At 69.8% G+C, this 19,445-nt stretch carries 8 protein-coding genes; 6 read left to right on the top strand and 2 right to left on the bottom strand.

Features of this window, described 5'->3' with window-relative positions:
• Window positions 1-67 precede the first annotated feature (67 nt).
• A complete protein-coding gene (locus ACFWPH_RS24725) occupies window positions 68-10,621 on the top strand; it encodes an AMP-binding protein (protein WP_378754478.1) in 10,554 nt (3,517 codons plus the stop codon).
• 362 nt (window positions 10,622-10,983) lie between these two features.
• Complete coding sequence (locus ACFWPH_RS24720) at window positions 10,984-12,009, top strand: alpha/beta hydrolase (protein ID WP_378754498.1); 1,026 nt, start codon at window positions 10,984-10,986, stop codon at window positions 12,007-12,009.
• A 497-nt stretch (window positions 12,010-12,506) separates the two neighbouring features.
• On the opposite strand, the gene ACFWPH_RS24715 is transcribed toward ACFWPH_RS24720, so the two are convergent.
• The gene (locus ACFWPH_RS24715; RefSeq protein ID WP_378754477.1) at window positions 12,507-13,316 is read right to left on the bottom strand and encodes an enoyl-CoA hydratase-related protein; all 810 of its coding nucleotides are present in this window, start codon (window positions 13,314-13,316) and stop codon (window positions 12,507-12,509) included.
• 134 nt (window positions 13,317-13,450) lie between these two features.
• Here ACFWPH_RS24715 and ACFWPH_RS24710 point away from each other — a divergent pair, with 134 nt between their 5' ends.
• Window positions 13,451-14,686: a TetR/AcrR family transcriptional regulator gene (locus ACFWPH_RS24710; RefSeq protein WP_378754476.1), complete on the top strand. Its 1,236-nt coding sequence runs from the start codon at window positions 13,451-13,453 to the stop codon at window positions 14,684-14,686.
• 34 nt (window positions 14,687-14,720) lie between these two features.
• On the opposite strand, the gene ACFWPH_RS24705 is transcribed toward ACFWPH_RS24710, so the two are convergent.
• Complete coding sequence (locus ACFWPH_RS24705; protein WP_378754475.1) at window positions 14,721-16,238, bottom strand: aldehyde dehydrogenase family protein; 1,518 nt, start codon at window positions 16,236-16,238, stop codon at window positions 14,721-14,723.
• A 270-nt stretch (window positions 16,239-16,508) separates the two neighbouring features.
• Here ACFWPH_RS24705 and ACFWPH_RS24700 point away from each other — a divergent pair, with 270 nt between their 5' ends.
• The 3 genes from ACFWPH_RS24700 to ACFWPH_RS24690 are packed head-to-tail and all read left to right on the top strand — an operon-like array spanning window position 16,509 to window position 19,314.
• Window positions 16,509-17,642, top strand: a complete 1,134-nt coding sequence (locus ACFWPH_RS24700) for an ATP-binding cassette domain-containing protein (protein ID WP_378754474.1) — start codon at window positions 16,509-16,511, stop codon at window positions 17,640-17,642.
• Entirely contained in the window at window positions 17,639-18,451 is an 813-nt protein-coding gene (locus ACFWPH_RS24695; protein WP_378754473.1) for an ABC transporter permease, read from the top strand. The genes ACFWPH_RS24700 and ACFWPH_RS24695 overlap by 4 nt, the downstream gene beginning before the upstream one ends.
• Window positions 18,448-19,314: an ABC transporter permease gene (locus ACFWPH_RS24690; RefSeq protein ID WP_378754472.1), complete on the top strand. Its 867-nt coding sequence runs from the start codon at window positions 18,448-18,450 to the stop codon at window positions 19,312-19,314. The genes ACFWPH_RS24695 and ACFWPH_RS24690 overlap by 4 nt, the downstream gene beginning before the upstream one ends.
• Window positions 19,315-19,445: the final 131 nt, after the last annotated feature.

The following is a 19,445-nucleotide window of genomic DNA, read 5'->3' as shown; positions in this document are numbered from 1 at the left end:
TAGGCAGGCGAGGCGGATAGATGGATGCGGTAGTCGGTCAGCGGGATGACCTCCTCCGGAGCGCAGCATGACGCGGCCGGTCCGGACCAGGCCGCAGCGAACCCGCCGGCCCCGCGTGACCACTCTGCCGCAGCTGATCGCCAATGCCGTCGAAACCAATCCCGACGGCGTCGCACTCGTCCTCGCCGACGGTACCGGACCCTTGGAACAGGTCAGTTACGCCGATCTGGACGCCTGGTCCAGCCGGTTGGCCCGGGCGCTGATTGCCCGCGGTATCGGCCCGGAGGACCTGGTCGCCGTGGCCATTCCGCGTTCGCTGGATGCGGTTCTCGCGGTGTGGGCCGTCGCCAAGACCGGTGCCGGATTCGTCCCGATCGACCCGGCCTATCCACCGGGCTGGGTCGCACATCTACTCGTCGACGCCGGCGCCGTCTACGGCCTGGCGGTGTCCTGGGTGCGCAACGAACTGCCGGAAGAAATCGAATGGTTGCAGGTCGACACCGTCGATACGGCCCGTTCGCTGGAGCAGTTCTCCGCCGACGCCGTCACCTACGCCGACCGGGTCCGTCCGCTGCGCGCCGAACATCCCGCCTACGTCACCTATGTCGCCGACGGCGAAACCTTGCCGGACGGGGTCGTGGTGACCCAGGCCGGATTGTCCGGTCTCTGCAGCGAACAGCAGGGCCGCTACCGGGTCGAACCCGATGACCGCACCCTGAACTTCGCGCCCCTGCCCTCGGATTCGTCGGTACTGGAACTGCTGCTGGCGCTGGGCGGCGCGGCGACCATGGTCGTGGTGTCCCCGCTGGTCTCGCGGGCCGACGAACTGTCCGCACTGCTGCAGCGCACCGGGGTGACCCATGCCTACCTGCCCGCGGATGCGCTCGAACTGATCGACCCCGCCGGACTGGACGAACTGGGTGTGGTGATCGCCGGCCGGCGGCCGTGCCCGCCCGAGACGGTGCAGCGCTGGGCGATTCCGGTGACCGGTGGTTCGGTCCGGGCCCTCTACCAGGGCTACGGCCCGGCCGAAGTCACCGTCATGACCGGTATCAGCTCACCGCTGGTTCCGGGCGGTCCGCTCACTCTCGGCGCACCGATCCGCGGGGTCACGGCGCATATTCTGGACGAACAGCTCGCCGCGGTTGCCGACGGTGCCGTGGGTGAGCTGTATCTGGGCGGTCTGCAATTGGCGCGCGGCTACCACCGCCGCCCCGGGCGCACCGCGCAACTGCTGGTCGCCGATCCGTCCGCCGCGGACGGCTCCCGCCTCTACCGCACCGGTGATCTGGTGCGGCGCGGGTCCGGCGGCGCCCTGGAGTATGTGGGGCGGGTCGAGTTACCGGCTCTCGAAGGGCCCGCCGCGATATCGCGGCCGAGTCGCGGCGAGCCGGCCGTAGCTGCGGCGGGTGAGCACGCGGCGCCGCCGGAGAACGCCGCCGCCTCCGGCCGGTGGCCCGCCGATGAACTGCCCGATTACGGGCAGAGCCTGCCGATTCGGGACCCGGCGGAGCCGGGGCGGCAGGTCCGTGACGCCGATCCGACGGCGAGCGGAATCGGGCCGTCGGGAGCGGACTTCGGTTCCACAATCTCCGCGCCGCGAGGATCGGACCCCGTACCGAGCGGTTCGCCGGAGCCGGTATCCCAAGGCCATGGTTTCGCCGGACCCGACCAGTGGTCCCCGGACTCGTTACCGGAGAAGGGCAGCCGCCTGGCTTCCGAGCAGCGGGATATGGAATTGACGGGCCGCGGCTACCTGGAGATGCCCGACCGTCAGCAAACCCTTCCGGGCCGCGGCCCCCGTAGCGCGGCGGAACCGTTCGAACCAGCGGTTGCCGATTCGCCCGGACCCGGACGGTACGACGCCCCGGAAACATACGGTACGCCGGAAACAGCAGCGCCCGGCGCGGCCGAACGGGCAGATCGCGGGGAACCCGCGGATTCGGGGTCGTCCGAGCCGGGATTCGCTGCGGCCCCGGACCGGCACCAGCTCGAGGGTTCGACCGACGACTGGTTGCGGAGCGGCCGTCAGCTCCCCGGACCTCCGGGCGGCCCCGGGGATCCCGCAAACCAGTTCCCGGCGGCCGCGCACCCATCGCCGGGTGCCGCGGCCGCGCTACCGGTCCGGGGCGGCTCCGCGCCGATCCCCAGTGACGCCACCGCCTTCTACGAGAACCCGCTGTCCACCGGACGGGAGCCGGACCACCGGGCCGAACGCGGCCCCGCGGTAGCCGGCCCCGCGCAGCCACTGTCCAACCGGCCGGACTGGGCAGTGCCTCCCGCCTGGTCCGCGGAGCCGGAGCTCCCGAGCCACTCCGATGCCGGAACGGGGGCTCCGTCCGACCCGGACGAGACCCGGCCGGCCGGGCCGCCGAACCTGGTGGAACGTCCCGCGACCATTCCGCTCTCACCCGGGCAGCTGCGGTTGTGGGAACGCAACCAGGCCGTGCCCGGTACCACCGTCGAAACGATCACCGCGGCAATGCGGCTGACCGGTCCCCTCGACGTCACAGCCATGCAGGCCGCGGTCGCCGACGTGGTCGACCGGCACGAAACCCTGCGCACCGTCTACCCGGCGGCCGGTGCGGCGCCGCAGCAGGTGGTGCTGCCCCGGGAACAGGCCGTGCCCGAAGTGGTCGCCGAACCGGTGCCCGCCGCGGGTCTGGGCGAATGGCTGCACGCGTTATCGCAGACCGATTTCGATGCCGCCGACGCCGAACAGGTCCCGGTACGGTTCGCGCTGGCCGAGCTGGGTCCGCGGGAACATGTGGTCGCGGTCGTGGTCCATCGGATCCTGGCCGACGACGTCTCGGCCGGATTACTGCTCCGAGACCTGCTGCGGGCGTTCCTCGGCCGCCGCAACCGGTCGCGGCCGCTGTGGCAGCCGCTGTCGATCCAGTATCTCGATTATTTCCTCGGCCGCCGGGCCGAACTCGGCGATATCGCCGACCCGGATTCACTGGCCGCCCGGCGCCTCGCGTACTGGCGCGAGTACCTGTCCGAACTGCCTCCGCGGCTCGAGTTCCCGGCCGATGCCGCGGCCGCCGCCACCGGCGAAGGTGTGCACGCCTTCGATATCGGTACCCGCACCCATCGCCGGATCGCCGAAATCGCCCAGCGTGCCGGCACCTCTGAATTCATCGTGCTGCGGGCGGCGTTCGCGGTGCTGCTGGCCCGGTCGGCGGCGGTGGCCGATATCGTGCTGGGCAGTTCCGTGCGCGGAAGCGACGAACGTGAACTCGACGACGCGATCGGCCCGTACGCCAACACCGTTGTTCTTCGCACCCGCATCGATCCGGCCGAATCCTTTCTCGACCTGGTGCAGCGTGTCGCGGAATCCGATCGCCGGGCCTTCGCCAACGCGGATCTGCCGTTCGAACTCCTCACCGCGGCACTCGGTATCGACGCCCCCCTGTTCGATGTGTCGATCGCATTGCGGCACAACGATATTCCCCGGCTCGAAATGCCCAGCCTGGCCACCGAACCCGTCGAGGTTCCCGCCGCGCCCGTCGGTGCGGCGTTACGCCTGGTCATCGATCCGCACCGGGCCCCGGACGGTTCCCCGGACGGAATCGCGGCGGCATTCCGCTTCGCGGCGGACCGGCTCGGGCGCACCGCCGTCACCGAGATCGCGCGGCGATTCCAGCGAGTGCTCACCGTCGCCGGCGGCGACCCGGACGGCCCGGTCGGCGATATCGACCTGCTGTCGCGTGCCGACCTGGACCGATTGCTGGTGGTGTGGAACGACACCCGCTACCCGGTGGCCCCGGAACTCGTGCTCGACGGCTACCGCCGGACGGTCGCCATCCGGCCCGATACCGTGGCCGTGGCCGATGCGGAAACCGAGCTGAGCTACCAGGAATTCGATGGCCGGGTCAACCGGCTGGCCCGCCGATTGATCGAGGCCGGGGTCGGCGCGGAAACGGTGGTGGGTATCGCCACGCAGTGCACACCCGATCTCGTGGTCGCGATCTACGCCGTGCTCACCGCGGGCGGAGCCTATCTGCCGCTGGACCCGCGCGACCCGGCCCACTGGACCGCGCAGGTCCTCGATACCGCCACACCGGCCCTCGTCCTGGCCGACCGCGCGAGCGAATCCCGGGCCGCGGAAGCCGTGCGCGCGAGCGGGCAGCCCGCACCGGTTCTCCTGGTCGATTCGGACGAACTCGGGCAGTACTCCACCGAACCCGTGCGCTCCGCGGAACTGGTCCGTCCCGCACGGCCCGCTAACGCGGCCTGCGTGATGTGTGTATCGGCCGCCGCGGACGGACCCGAGCTGGCGGTCCTCTCGCATACCGCCCTCAACAACCAGATCACCCTGATGCTCGCCCAGACCCCGCTGGGCTTCACCGATGTCTACCTGCAGCGCAATGCGGCCACCGCCGGGACCTCCCTCTGGGGTTACTTCCTGCCGCTGCGTGCCGGCGCCGAACTGGTGCTGACCGGACCCGCGAATACCCGGCAGATCGCCGAAGCCGTTACCGCGCACGGGGTGACGGTCACCGATTTCGCACCGGCCGAACTCGCCGAATTCGCCGAACTCATCGACCCCGATCGCGTGGGCAGCCTGCGCGAGATCTTCGTGACCGGCGAACCGCTGTCGCCGGAGATCGTCTCCACGCTGCGCGCCCGCTGCGGCGCCCAGGTGCACAACCTGTACGGGACCTGCGAAACCGCGGTATCGGCCACGTCCTGGCCGGCTGCCGGATCGGCCGAACGGTCGGTCCCGATCGGCCTGCCGCAGTGGAACACCCGGGTGTATGTCCTGGACTCCCGCCTACGCCCGGTCCCGCCGGGTGTGCCCGGCGAACTGTACCTCGCCGGGGACCAACTGGCCCGCGGATACGCCGGCCGGGCGCCGCTCACCGCGGACCGCTTCGTGGCCAACCCTTTCGGATACGGCCAGCGCATGTATCGCACCGGTGATCTGGTGCTGTGGCGCGACGCCACCCACACCACACCGCAACGTCTGGACCTGCTCGGCCGCACCGACCACCAGATCCGGTTCCGCGGCCACCGCCTCCGGCCGCACATTATCGCGGCCGCCTTGCGCACACTGCCCGGGATCACCGATGCCGCGATCCTGGCGCGCACCGTCGCCGCGGGTAGCGACCCGACCGCGCCCGGCAGCCGGCTGGCCGTCTACGTGGTGCCCGAACACGGCGCCGATCCGGACCTCGACCAGGTCCGGGCCGGGCTCGCCCGGCTGCTCCCGGCCTCGCTGCTACCGGTGGCGTACCAGGCAGTCGAACAGATTCCGTTGAACTCCGCGGGCGAACCCGACGGCGACCGGCTGCCGGACCCCGACGAGGTTCCGGCGCTCACCACTGCACTCGAGCCGGAGCAATCCGTCGTGCAGCTGGACAGCCGTGGCGGAGAACCCGCTACAGCCGGGCAGACCTCGACAGCCGACGCGTACGGGGTCGGCGATGCGCATACAGCGAACACCCACCTGCCCGGCCGCGCGGATGTCCGGACCGCGGCTGCGGACGTCGGACGCGGTACCGGTGCCGCAGCCCTGGCCGGTGATGTCGATGCGGGAGCTGCGAACGCAGACCTGCCGGCCCGCGCCGGTGTCCGAGCCACGGCCGCGGATATGCCCGGTCGGGCTGGTGGAGCGCTTGCAGAGGTAGACGCCGTCGACGACGCCCGTCGCGGGTCGGCGGCTGCGGACATGGCCGGCGGCGCGGCGCCCGGCGCCGCGGAGCACGCGGGTCCCGGTGTGCGGTCCGGATTCGACGCAGTCGAGGGCACGCGGGCCGGCGAGGACGATGCTTCCACGATCGATGCTGGTACCTCCCGGAAGCTGGACGACGCTGCGGCGGTTTCCGAATCGCCGCGCGGGCCGGCTGCCGAGGGCGAGAGTTCCGGTGGCTCCGAGGTTTCCGGTGAACTCCCCGCGACTCCCACGGTGATCCGTCTCCTCGAGAACCCACTGCCGGGGGTCGAAGTCCGGTCGATCGTGCTGGACCTTCCCGCCGACCGGCCACTCGACGACACCGAAGCAGTAGTTCGTGCACTGGTCACCCGGCATCCGCTGCTGTCGGCCCGGCTCGACAGCAGCGATCGGTCACCCACCCTGTGGATTCCGCCGCGGGAGCAGCGCGGCGACCGGCAATACTGGTGGCTCGATCCCGGATCCGGCGAGAACACGGTGGCGACCGACGATGTGGTGCAGGCAGCCGCGGACGCCCTCGATCCGGCGACCGGCCGCAATATCCATTTCGTGGTCACCGGCGCCGAATCGGCGCGGCGACTGGTGGTCGTGGCGAACGGTCTCGTCGTCGACGACCGGTCCTGGCGGGTGATCGTCGATGAACTGATCGCCGGGGATACCGCGCCCGCGGCCTCGGAATCGCGGTTGCCGCAGCTCATCCAGGCTCTTGATCAGCGGGCCCGGTCGATCGATCTCCTCGACGAGGCCGGCTGGTGGCGCCGGAATCTGGCGGGTGCCCGTACCGCGGCGCCCCTTGGCACCGTGGATCTGCGGGCCCGGCGCCGGGTTTCGCTGGCCATCACCGCCGAAGGTACCGCCGCGGTGACCGCCGCGGCCGACGCCTATCAGGCCACCGTGCCCGAGGTGCTGCTGACCGCGGTCGCAATCGCGTTGCGTACCGGCGAACAGGGGGCGGTGGTCCGGGCGCTGGGCTCATTGGTGCGCTACGACGCCGATGCCCGCTCGCTGGTGAGCCGCAGCGACGATCTGATCGGCGGATTCGCCACCGAATTCCCGCTGTCGGTGCAGGTGGCCGATATCGACACCGCCGACGCCCTGGTGGGCGGTCCCGCTGCCGGAGCCGCGCTCACCCAGATCCGCGATCTCGTCCGCTCGGTCCCCGGCGGTGGTGCCGGGTACGCGCTGCTGCGCTATCTGAGCGCGGAGACCTCCGCCGAATTCGCCGCCGCCGATTCGGGGCGGTTCACGCTGCGTTATCGCGATCTGCGGCCCGCCCGCGTGCACACCGACGGTCCGGCCGACGGGGTTCCGCTGGTCTTGACCGTCGACGTCACCGATGACGGCCTGCTGTGCCGTTTCGACTACGCCACCGAGGTTTTCCTCGGCGAAGAGGTGAAAACCTTCGCCGAGCACTGGGTGCGTGCATTGGGTGGACTCGCCGAACACGGCCTCCGCCCGACCCGGCCCGACCCGGCGCCACAGCCCCCCACCATCCCGGACCCGTACGCGCCACCAGTAGCCGATCCGGGCGCAGCGGCCGGGCCGGACCCGTATGCGCCGGCGGCGGCCGATTCGTACGCAGCGGGCGACCCGGACTCGTATGTGCCGCAAACGACCGATCCATACGCGTCTGCCGAGTACGAGACCGCCGACTCCGCGGCCGACGTAAGTACATCGCAGGATCGGCAACCGCCGGCCGCTGCCGATTCGCCCGCCGAAGACCGCTCCGACGACCGAGCGTGGCAGGACGGCGGGGCCGTTCCGCAGGGACTGGCGGACCGAGAACCTCTCCCGGACCACGATCACGATCTGCACGCACCGGTTCCGGACGCGGAGGTCACCTCTCTGCTGCGCCCGATCACCGATCCGCCGCATCCCCCGGTGGGCTCGGGTCTGCCGCAACGCCGGCGACGCACCAGCGACGCGGCTCCCGACGCGCCGGAACCCGCCGCCGACGCACTCCCACAGCGGCAGCCGGCGAACTTCGATGATCGTGCCGGTACCTCGGCCGGTCTGGGACTGAGCGGTCTGCCGCAGCGCCGTCCGCGGAGGCAGGACAGTCCGGTTCCACCGGAGTCGTCCGCCGGTTCGAACCTTCCGCAGCGCCGCCTGCAGACAGGCGCCCAGGTCGCGGGAGCAGCAGACCAGCGTCCGGAAGCATCCACGTCCGGTGCGACCGAGCGACCGCCGGTCGACGAGGAGCCCGGAGATTCCACGGATCAGGCCGGGGAGGTTTCCCGGCTGCGCGCGAGTGGCCTGCCGCAGCGCCGCCCGCAGGACGCAGGAGAAGCAGGAACAGAGGGCCGGCTTCCGGAAGTATCGCTGTCCGGGCCCGCCGATCCCTCCGGGAGCGGCGAGGAACCGGGAGATTTCGCGGATCAACGTGGCGAGGCCGCCGCGGTAGGCCCAGGTGGCCTACCTCAGCGGCGTCCCCGCTCACGGGGCGATTCGCCTTCGCCCGCCGGGTCGGGCCTTCCGCAGCGTCGCCCCGAGGCCGGTCGTCAGGCCGTGGAATCGGGGGACGACCATCCGGAAGCGCCGACGCCCGGCCCTGGTGTCCCGCCGCGGGCAGGCGAGGAGTCGTCGAGCCCGTCGCCCTCCGCAGACCTTCCGCAACGCCGGCCGCGTTTGCACGCTGGTCCGCTGCTGCCGGAGTCGCCGTCTTCCTCGGAACTGCCGCAGCGCAGTCGGCAGTCTGCCGAGCGGTCGTCGGGTGGTGTGCCCACATCCGGTGCCGATAATTTGCCGCAGCGCAGTCGGCAGTCCGCGGAGCGGTCGTCGGGTGGGGCGCCCACATTCGGTACCGACGGATTGCCGCAGCGACAGTTGCGCTCGGAAGACGGCGTACTTGCCTCGGAGCCGCCGATCGGCTCCGGCCTGCCGCAGCGATCGCGGTCGCAGAATGGTTTGTCCTTGCCCGAGCAGCCGGCGGATTCGGGCTTATCGCAACGGCAGCCCGGCGTGGCGGATCACTCGCTTTCGCCGGAGCCTGTACCCGGTCCGGAGCTGCCGCAGCGGCGCTCCCAGGCCGAGGAGCAGCTCGCGACCACCGGGGACGAGCGTCCGGAATCACCGCTGGCCGGCCTTGTCGATATGCCGCAGGTGAGCACCGACTTCGAGGGCTCGCGCGCCGAGGCCGCCGGTCCCGGTTCGGCCGGTTTGCCGCAGCGCCGACCGGGTTTGCGGGATGGCGCCGGTTCCGGGGATGCGGCACCTTCGTCGCTTACCGGTTTGCCGCAGCGCCGGCCGGGGCTGCAGGCTGGCCCGGATTCCTCGGAACAGCCGGTGTCGCCGCGTCCCGGCGGCCTCCCGCAGCGGCGGTCCCAACCGGCCGATCACAGCAGTGATGATGACGCTTACTCCGCGGCCTCTGCCCAGGATCGGCCTGCTACCGGCGCGGATGAACAGGAGGCTGCACCGGCCGCCGGACCGGTATCGCTGCCGAGGCGCCGCCCGGCTCAGGTCGAAGAGTCTGCAGAGCGCGGACAGACCGCCGAACCACCGCAGCGGCGTACCGAGCCCGGCGGGTGGTCCGCACCCGAACCCGCGGCGCCGCTGCCGCAACGCCGGCCGGAACTCGCCGCGGTAGCGGATGGGCCTGGGGCGGAGGGCCCGGAGTTGCGGTCCGGTGGCGGGGACGCGGAGTCCACGGCCGACCCGGAGCCGACGACGTTCCTGCGGCCGGTCACCGATGTGGAGACCACCGCGTACCTGTCGCCGATTCGCGATCTCGGTCCCCGCGAGGACGAGAACACGCTGCTGTCGTTGTTCGACGTCCAAGTGGCGCGCACACCTGCCGACCCGGCGGTCCGGCAGGGTGCCCGGTTGCTCAGCTATGTCGAACTCGACCGTAAATCGCGGGCTCTGTCGGTGGAGCTGATCCGGTTCGGTGTCGGAGCGCAGACCCCGGTCGCGGTGGCCATGCGACCCGGGATCGACCTGGTGGTCGCGGTCTGCGCGGTGCTGCGGGCCGGCGGCGCCTACGTACCGGTGGATCCGGGTGGTTCCGCCGCGGACCTCGACCGGGTGCTGGCGTCGGCGGAGCCGATCTGCGTGCTGAGCATTTCCGACGACGGCGTAACCACGGGGACCGGTATCCCGGTCGTCGCGATCGACCTGCTCTACCTGGACCTGCCGACCGACCCGGCCGCGGACCCGGTGGTGGCTGCCGACGATATCGCCGATATCCGCTACCGGCCGGATATGGCGGTGGGGGTCGCGGGCACGCATCGGCAGATGGTCGAACGGTTGCGCCGTGCGCAGCGCAGCCATCCCTACGATTCGGCGGATCTGGTGTTGCACGCGGCGCCCACCGTCGGCGACATCACACTCTGGGAGCTGTTCCGGCCGCTGCACAGCGGCGCGCAGATCTTGATGCCCGACCATCCCGGCCGGGCCGCGGACCTGTCGCGGTCGATCGCCGCCCACAAGGTAACCGTTGTGCATGTCGTCCCGGTGCTGCTGGACCGATTCCTCGATTCGGTGACCGACGGGGGTGGCCGGGCCGCACACCCGAGCCTGCGGCGTCTCGTCGTCGACGGTGCCGCCCTGCCGTCGGGCGGGGTGGAACGGTTCATGAATCTGCTACCGGGCGCGGAATTGGTCATCTGGTACGGGCACAACGAGACGGGTGTGATCACCGTCGGGTCGGTCGGCGGGCGGCCGGTCACCAATGACCGGGTGTATCTGCTGGACGAACAACTGCGTCCGGTGCCGCCGGGCACCGCCGGGGAGATGTACATCGGCGGGCCGCAGCTGGCGCGCGGTTTCTACGACGCTCCAGGGGATACCGCCGTGCAGTTCGTTGCCGCCGCCGGCGGCGGCCGGTTGTACCGCACGGGCGATATCGTGCGGCGCCGCGACGGTGTGCTGGAATACCTGGGTCGTACGGGGCGACACGGTGGGTCGCTCCCGGTCGGTTCGCGGCGTGGCGGGCATGATTAGCGCGGTCGGCGCTGATTCGTGTTGTTGCGACGGGGACGCGCCGGTATCCGGAGGCCGGGCAGCACCAGGGCGCTCTGGTGTCCGGTGAGTACGGCCGGAGCCTGCCGTGCTGAATCGGCACAGTATGCGCGACCGAATCGAGACATTCGGACAACGCTACGGTAACGATATGTCCACGCCGTACGACTACACAGGCGGAAACTCCGGGGTGGCCGACTGGTGCCCGGATACTGTGAGCGTTCGGGTCCGGGACCCGGCCGGTGCCGGTGTGTGGAAAGAGCCCGAATGAACATTCGATACGAAGCGAAGGTGCGAAATTGATACGTCGACTCAGCCGGCGTGGCGGAAGACGCGCCGCGGCGATGGTCGCGGCCACAGCGGTGTTCGCGGGCGTGATGACGGGGCTCGGTGGCGGTACCGCGGCGGCGGCCGACCCGATCATCGAGTCCAAGACGCTGCTCGCCGACCCCACCTCGCCCAACGGGTCGCGGATCGTCAAGGCCGAGTACAAGGACGATCGCAACCTGCGCCTGTATGTGCACTCCACGTCCATGGACAAGGAGATCGTCGTCGACGTCCAGCGTCCGGCCGACGCCTCGGTGCCGCGGCCCACGCTGTACCTGCTGAACGGTGCGGGCGGCGGCGAGGATTCCGCGTCGTGGCAGGCACAGACCAATACGCTCGAATTCTTGTCCGACAAGAATGTGAACGTCGTCCAGCCGATCGGTGGTAGCTGGACCTACTACACCGACTGGATCAAGGATGATCCGGCGCTCGGCCGCAACAAGTGGAAGACCTTCTTCACCGAGGAACTCCCGCCGCTGGTCGACGGCGCGCTCGGCACCAACGGCGTGAACGCCCTCGCCGGCCTGTCGACCTCCGCCACCACCGTGCTGGCCCTGCCGATCGGGAATCCCGGCCTGTACAAGGCGGCCGCCTCCTACAGCGGTTGCGCGCAGACCAGCGATCCGGTGGGGTCGGAATTCGTGAAGCTCACCGTCGAGACGTGGGGCGGCGGCGACACCATGAACATGTGGGGTCCGCAGGGGTCCGAGGCGTGGGTCGCGAACGACCCGTATGTCCACGCCGAGGCGTTGCGCGGTATGGAACTCTACGTATCCACCGGTAACGGCCTGCCCGGCCGTTGGGACACGCTGAACGGCCCGCACACCCTCCCGGGGTCGTACGGCCTGGCCAACCAGATCCTGGTCGGCGGTGTCATCGAGGCGGGTACGAACTTCTGCACCCACAACCTGAAGGGCCGGCTGGATTCGCTGGGTATCCCCGCGACCTTCAACTTCCGTGATTCGGGCACCCACTCGTGGGGTTACTGGGAAGACGAGTTCCGGGCTTCCTGGCCGGTGCTCGCCCGTGGCCTGGGGGTCTGATCCCGGCGACGCGCCGATGAGCGAGGCGTGAGCTGAGTCGAACTATGGCGGCCCGGTCGAATCGACCGGGCCGCCAGTTTCTGTGGGACAGATGATCAGCCGGGAACGGGTGGCCGTCGGTCCCGGTACAGACAAGATGATCAGCCGGAATCGGGCCGCCGTGGGTTCCGGTGCGGACAGACGTCACCCGGCGATCGGGCCGCGGAACCCGTGTGGGGATACCCCGGATCCCGGCGCAGGCGCGACACCGCTCACCGGCCGGCTCCCGGAAGCGCGCGACCTCGGCACCTGCGGTCCGGGGCGGGCAGGCGGTGCGCCCGCTGCCGCCTGCTCTACGGTGTCTGCTGAACGACCGGCGTGTAGTCCTGGTGCCGAACTAGGCGGGTAGTCGGTGCCGCACAGCCCCGTGCGGTGTTTTCCGTCGGCTCTGGTACTTCCGCAACGAAACAACGGCCCGGTCGAATCGACCGGGCCGTTGCTCTCGTCCAGAGCGGCGCCTACTCCGCGAAGACTGCTTTGCGCTTGCCGAGCATGGCGGCGGCGCCTTCGAAGAAATCTGGCGATTGCAGCAGTTCCACCTGTCCGGCCTTCTCGTCGGCGAGTGCGGTGTCCAACGCGGCCAGCGTGGCGCGGTTGAGGGCCTTCTTGGTGAGTTCCAGCGCCCGGCGCGGGCCGTGGCCGATCTTCTCGGCGGCGGCCTCGACGGCGGCGTCGAGTTCCTCGGTGGTTGCCAGGACATCGGTGAACAGCCCCTCGGCGCGGGCGGCGGGGGCGGGGAGGCGTTCGCCGAGCAGTGCCAGGCGCGCGGCCAGTGGGCGGCCTGCGGCCGCGGCGACCAGGGCCGCGGCGCCGCCGTCGGGCATCAGGCCGATATTGATGAAGGCCAGCAGTAGGTAGGAGTCGGCTTCGGCGTAGACCAGGTCGGCGGCCAGTGCGATACCGACACCGACACCGGCGGCCGCGCCACGGATCCGGGAGATCACGGGGACCGGCATATCCACAATGGCGCGGACCAGGCGGTTCGCCGCATCCATCACCATGTCCGGGGTGACTCCGCGGGCGCCTTCTTCGGCGCTGGCGGCCAGATCGGCGCCGGTGCAGAAATCGCTGCCCTCGCCGGTGAGTACCACGACCCGGACCGAGGTGTCCTGGGCCGCGGCGAGGAATGTATCGCCGAGTGCGACCAGGCTGTCGTAGTCGAGGGCGTTCTTGCGTTTGGGTTTGGTGAGCGTCACCCGCAGCACCCGGCCGTCGTGCACCGCGGAGAAACCCGCGGGCTGTGTGGTGGGGGAATCTGTGTTGACCATCTGTGCTCCATCGGGTGCTGTCCGGTGCCGACCGGCTGGCGAATACCGGTTAACATTGCGAATTGTGGTTAACTTAGGTTGACTTGTCGGGCGCTGTCAACACCGGCGGCGCCGCCGAGGCGAACGGAGAATGCATGGTCGCGGAGAGCAGCCGGGTGGACCCGGTGCGCATTCGTCCGGCCGACCGTGGCAACGGCCAGGGCGGGCGCCGGCGTCCCAAGGATCGCAAAGTGCAGATCATGCGCGCGGCGGCCCGCGCGTTCAGCGAGCGCGGCTACTACCCGGTCGGCGTGGACGAGATCGCGGCCGAGGTGGGGATCTCCGGTCCAGCGCTGTACCGCCATTTCGCCAATAAGTACGCCCTGCTGGTCGCCGCGGCCGAAGAGGGTGCCCGGCAACTCCTGGACGCCGCGCGCGGCGCGGACGAACCCGGCGCGACCCCGGAACAGCATCTGGACGCCCTGATCCGCGCGGTGGCCGAACACACCATCGAGATCCGCCGCGAGGCCGGCCTGTACCGCTGGGAAGGCCGCTACCTGGAGCAGCCCGACCGCGCCCGGATCCGCACCCTCTACAACGAGATCAACCGGACCTTCGCCGGGCCGATCGAGAAGTTGCGACCGGATGCGCCACCGGAGGACGTCGCCCTACTGGCGGCCGCGGTGCTCAGTGTGATCGGCAGTATCTCGGCGCATCGCACCGCCCTGTCGAGCGCCAAACTGCTGCCGCTGCTGTGCGATATGGCGTGGGCGATCGTGCGTACCGAACTCCCGCCCGCACCCGGCCCCGGTGAAGCGGATCCGCAGCCGCGCGGTCTGCCGGTGACCTCCAAACGGGAACAGTTGCTCACCGAGGCGATCCGGATCTTCGGCCGCCGCGGCTATCACGAGGCCAGTATCGAGGAGATCGGCGCCGCCGTCGGCATCAATGCCTCCAGCGTCTACCGGTACTTCAGCAGTAAATCCGATCTGCTGGCCGCGGCGTTCCACCGTACCGGTGACCGGCTGGCGTTCGCGATCACCGAAGCGCTGGCGGAGGCCAGTGGCCGCGCGGACGCGGTGAACAAGATCGCCGACCGGTATGTGCGGCTCAGTTTCGCCATGCCGGAGATCATGCCGGTGTACTACGCGGAGTTTCCGAACCTGCCGCAGGCCGAGCAGCACAAACTGCGGGCGATCCAGCGGCAGAACGTGCACGAATGGGCGAACCTGCTCGACGACGACTCCACGGAGGCGCGCTTCCGGGTGCATTCGGCGATCGGTCAGGTGATCGATGTGGGCCGGTTGATCCGCTTCGATTCCCGCCCGCAGCAGATGGCCAGGTTGCACGCTCTGATGATGGCTACGCTGCTCGGTTCGCAATCACGCTGAACCGCATCGGCGTCCGGCCCCGGAGGGCGGGCGCTCACCCGTGCCGGAACCGGAAAACAGCGCGCGCGAAGCGCAGTCGCCGGGCGTTCCGGTAGAAGCTGGACAGTCCCAGCGCTTCTCCGTAGCGGTTCCGGGCGATGGACAGGGTCCGGCTGAATTCGCGCAGGCCCAGATCTCCGTGGCTGTGGCCCTGCCCGTACTCGCCCACACCGCCGAACGGTAGCGCCGGGATACTCGCGTAGGTGGTGGCGGTATTGACCGTGACCACGCCCGCCCGCAATCGTTCGGCATAGATTTCGACCTCGGCGATATCGCGGGTGAACACCGAGACCGCGATACCGCGACCGGCATCGTTGATACGGGTCACGGCATCGTCGAGGTCGCGCACCTTGTTCACGATGAGGACCGGGCCGATCCCTTCCTCGGTGATGGCGATGCTCTCCTCCGGGACATCGGCCAGGACGATGGGTTCGACGTAGGGCTCGCGAATCGAATCCAGGCCGCCGACGACCGCTCGGCCACCCCGGGCGAGGGCGTCGCGGACCTGTTTACGCACCACCTCGGTCTGCGATTCCAGAATCATCGGGCCGTAGGACGACCGGCGGTCGGCGCCGGGACGCAGCGCCCGCGCCCGGTCCACGACCAGGTCGAGGAACTGGTCGTATATCGACGCCGCGACGTAGGCGCGCTGGACCCCGGTCGCGTTCTGGCCCGCATTGGCCATGGCGCCGAACACCGCAGCCTCGGCGGCGTCTTCGATTTTCGCGTCGACGTGCACGATCATGGCGCCTTTACCGGAGTTCTCCACCACGACCGGGGTCATGGTCTGCGCGCACAGTGAGATCACCTCCCGGCCCTGCGCCTCCGGGCCGGCGTACGCGATCTTGTCGACCCCGGCGCGGCACAGCGCCGCGGCGGTGGAATCGTCGCCGGTGACCGCCGACAGCACCGGTTTGTCCGGCGCGACTTCCCGCCAGGTCGATGCCAGCCACAAACCGGTACCGCTGGTGAGTTCATGGGGTTTGAAAACCACGGCGTTACCGGCGGCCATCGCGTACGCGATGGACCCCATCGGGGTGAAAACCGGGTTCTGCCAGGGACCCAGCACGCCCACCACGCCCAGCGGCAGATAGCCGACCGACGCATGCTGGTTGCGGGTGAGCCAATTCGACGCCAGTGTGCGCCGGCCCAGTACCCGGCCCGCGTTGCGCGCGGCCCAATCGAGGTTCTCCACCGCGAGCATCACCTCGATGGCGGCGTCGGCCTCGGGTTTACCGGTTTCCTCGCGCAGAATCTCCACCAATTGTGCTGCGCGGCGCGCGATAACGCGTTTCCACTCCAGAAGCAGTCGTTTGCGAGGGCCGAAACCCACTGTCGACCACCAGGTCTCGGCGGAGCGGGCGTCGGATACGGCACGTTGGAGTTCGCCCGGGCCGGCGATGTTGTAGTTGCCGACGATCTCGCCGGTGCGGGGATCGTAGGAGGTGAGCACGCTCGGTCGGCCGGATCCTCCCGAACGCGCCGCCACCTCGGGCTGCGCGGTATCGGCCATGCACGTCAGATTATGGTGGTGGCGGCCACGCCGACAAGGCACGCGCACTGCCCGTGCGCTGTCACTGCGCCGCCGACCAGGCGTGATAGTCCACCCAAGCGCTGCTGTGACCAAACGCACAGTTGGTCCGGATGTCGTTCGGGGTACCGGCGGCGACCGGGCCGCCGAAACGCCGATCGGTAACATCGCGACCGGCGCCGGGGATCATCCAGCGGGATACCGATGCGCCGGTCCGCCCCACCGCCCCATCCGGCCGATAGTGGAGAGTTGATGCCGAGTTCGAATGATGCCGGGACAGCCGCCCGGAACGTTGTCTCTCCGGCCGCGCCGGATGGTGCGTCCGCCGAGCCGGCCGAGAGCGCCGCGGCCCGGCCGGACAACCCGCCCACGGAGGCGAACGGGACGACCCCCCGGATATCCGGACCCGGCGCGACCGCTGGTGCGGCGACGGTCGAAGTCGACGGGATCACCAAATCGTTCGGCGAGGTCCACGCGCTGCGGGGGGTGAGCTTCACCGCCGAGCGCGGCACCGTACTCGGCATCCTCGGACCCAACGGTGCCGGTAAGACCACCACCGTAAAAATCCTCTCGACGCTGCTGCGGCCGGATGCCGGGCGGGCCATCGTGGCCGGTCACGATGTCCGGCGGGATCCGGCGGCGGTGCGCCGTTCGATCATGATGACCGGCCAGTACGCGGCGCTGGACCTGAACCTGTCGGGCCGGGAGAACCTCGAACTGTTCGGCCGGTTGATGGGCCTGAGTAAATCGGCGGCGCGTAAACGCGCGGATACACTGCTCGCCGAATTCGATCTCGTCGCCGCCGGCCGGCGCCCGGTGCACCAGTATTCCGGTGGTATGCGGCGCCGGGTGGATATCGCCTGCGGGCTGGTGGTCCGGCCGGAAGTAGTATTCCTCGACGAACCGACCACCGGTCTCGACCCGCGCAGCCGGCAGGGCGTCTGGGAGCTGGTGAACGCGCTGAAGGAACAGGGCATCACCGTTCTGCTGACCACCCAGTACCTGGAAGAAGCCGATGTGCTGTCGGACAACATCATCGTGATCGACAAAGGCACGGTGATCGCCGAAGGCACCGCCGACGAACTCAAGGAGAAGACGGGCGGCAGCTACTGCGAAATCGTGCCGCTGGATCCCGCCGAGGTACGTCGCGCGGCCACCGCTCTGGGGGACCTCGTCCCGTCCGCGGTCGCCGCCGATCTCGACGGTTCCGAGCGGCTGTCCATCCCCGCACCGGAGGGCGCCGCGACACTCGCCGAGGCCTTGCGCCGGCTGGATGCCGCCGAGATCAGGCTCGCCGATATCGGGCTGCGGCGCCCCTCCCTCGACGATGTCTTTCTGTCCATCACCGGCCATACCGGCACCGAGCGGCCGGGTGAGCCCATATGAGCGCGCCCGCCCTCGACCGCACCGGGCTCTTCGCCGCCGAACTGCCGCGCACGCATGTCTCGTACTTCGCGCAATGGCGGGCACTCACCGGCCGGATCGTCTGGACCATGGTCAGCAAGGGGGAGCTGATCGGTGCCATCCTCACGCCGCTCGTCTTCACCGTCGGCTTCTATCTGCCGCTGCGCCTGGTGATGCAGTTCCAGGGCATCGACTACGCGCAGTTCGTCATGCCCATCGTCGTCCTGCAGACCATGGCGTTCACCATGATGTCGAACGCACAATTGGCGGCCTTCGAGGCGCGTACCGGATTCACCACCCGGTTGCAGACCATGCCGATCGGCCTGCTGGTGCCGTTGACCTCGCGGATCGCGGCCGGACTCGTCCGATCCGTCGTTTCGCTGACCGCCGCGCTGATCTACGGGCACATCATCGGATTCGAATTCACCGCCGGGTGGGGCCAAACCATCGGATTCTGCGCCTTCGCGCTCGCTGTGGGCACCATGCTGGCCGTCGGCGCAGACGGTCTGGGCAGCCTGACGAAGAGCCCGCAGGCGCTGAGCCAGGCGCTGACCCTGCCGACCTTGATCTTCGGCATGATGTCCTGCGGTTTCGTACCGGAAACCCAGTTCCCCGAATGGGTCCAGCCGTTCGTCCGCAATCAACCCATCACCCAGTTCGCCTACGCACTGCGCGATATGGCGGGCGACGGTGTGAGCTGGGAGGTGCTGCGGGTCGGGTTGATCTGGCTGATCGCCGGGGCGGTGCTGTTCGTCCCGTTCGCGGTCTGGGCGAGTGTGAGGCGAGCATGAGCATTGTCGATACCCCCGCGGGCCGCGGACGTTTCGCGCCGACGGCCGCCGCGATCGACCTGCCGAAGGTCGCCACCCGGGCCGAGAACTCGCCGGCGGCCTGGGCCGTCCACAGCTGGGTCGAATGCAAACGGCTGCTGACCGCCTGGCTGCGCGATCCGTCGACCACCATCCAGACCATCGTGTACCCGGCGCTGACCCTGCTGATGTTCTGGATCGTCCTCGACGAGTCCATTTCGAGTTTCTCCGGGAAACCGGCCGTCTACGGCACCGTCCCGATGATCACCCTGATCGCGGCGATGATCGGGGCCGTGGTGAGCGCCCTCGGCTTCAAGAACGAGAAGGCCACCGGGCTCCTCGGCCGGTTCTGGACCATGCCGATCCATCGCGCGGCCGGGCTCACCGGCCGGTTGCTGGCCGAAGCGATCCGGGTGCTGGTCACCACGCTGATCGTGATCGCGGTGGGCTTCTGTATCGGTTTCCGATTCGAACAAGGGCCGTTGGCCGCGCTCGGCCTCATCGGGATCCCGATCCTGTTCGGTATCGGGTTCGCGGTGTTCATCACCGCGATTGCCACGGTCACCGAAGGACCGCTGCTGGTGCAGCTGGTCGGGCTGCTCACCAACCTGCTGCTGTTCTTCAACTCCGGTTTCGTGCTGATCGAGGCCTACCCGACCTGGCTGCGCTCCACCGTGGAGAACCAGCCGATGAGTTGCGCCATCGAAGCGATGAAGGGGCTCTCCTACGGCGGCCCGGTCGCCGAACCGCTCATCGACACCCTGCTGTGGGTGGGCGGGGTCATCCTGATCTTCGGCTACCCGGCGGTCCGTGGTTACCGGAAGGCTTCCGAGACCAGCGGCTGAGGACTCGCCGCCGCGGCGAAGTACTGCGGGCCGCCATCGGAGCGGGGCAAAGCATCCGCGCCCGGCCCGGACCGGCCGGTGGGCACCATCTGACAGCCGTGGGCACTTTCGGGGGCCGCTTCCGGCGTTCG

The organism is Nocardia sp. NPDC058499 (assembly GCF_042719915.1).
In the GTDB taxonomy this organism is placed as follows: Bacteria; Actinomycetota; Actinomycetes; order Mycobacteriales; family Mycobacteriaceae; genus Nocardia.
Note: the sequence above shows the minus strand (reverse complement) of the source record. Positions and strands in the feature narration are given on the sequence as shown.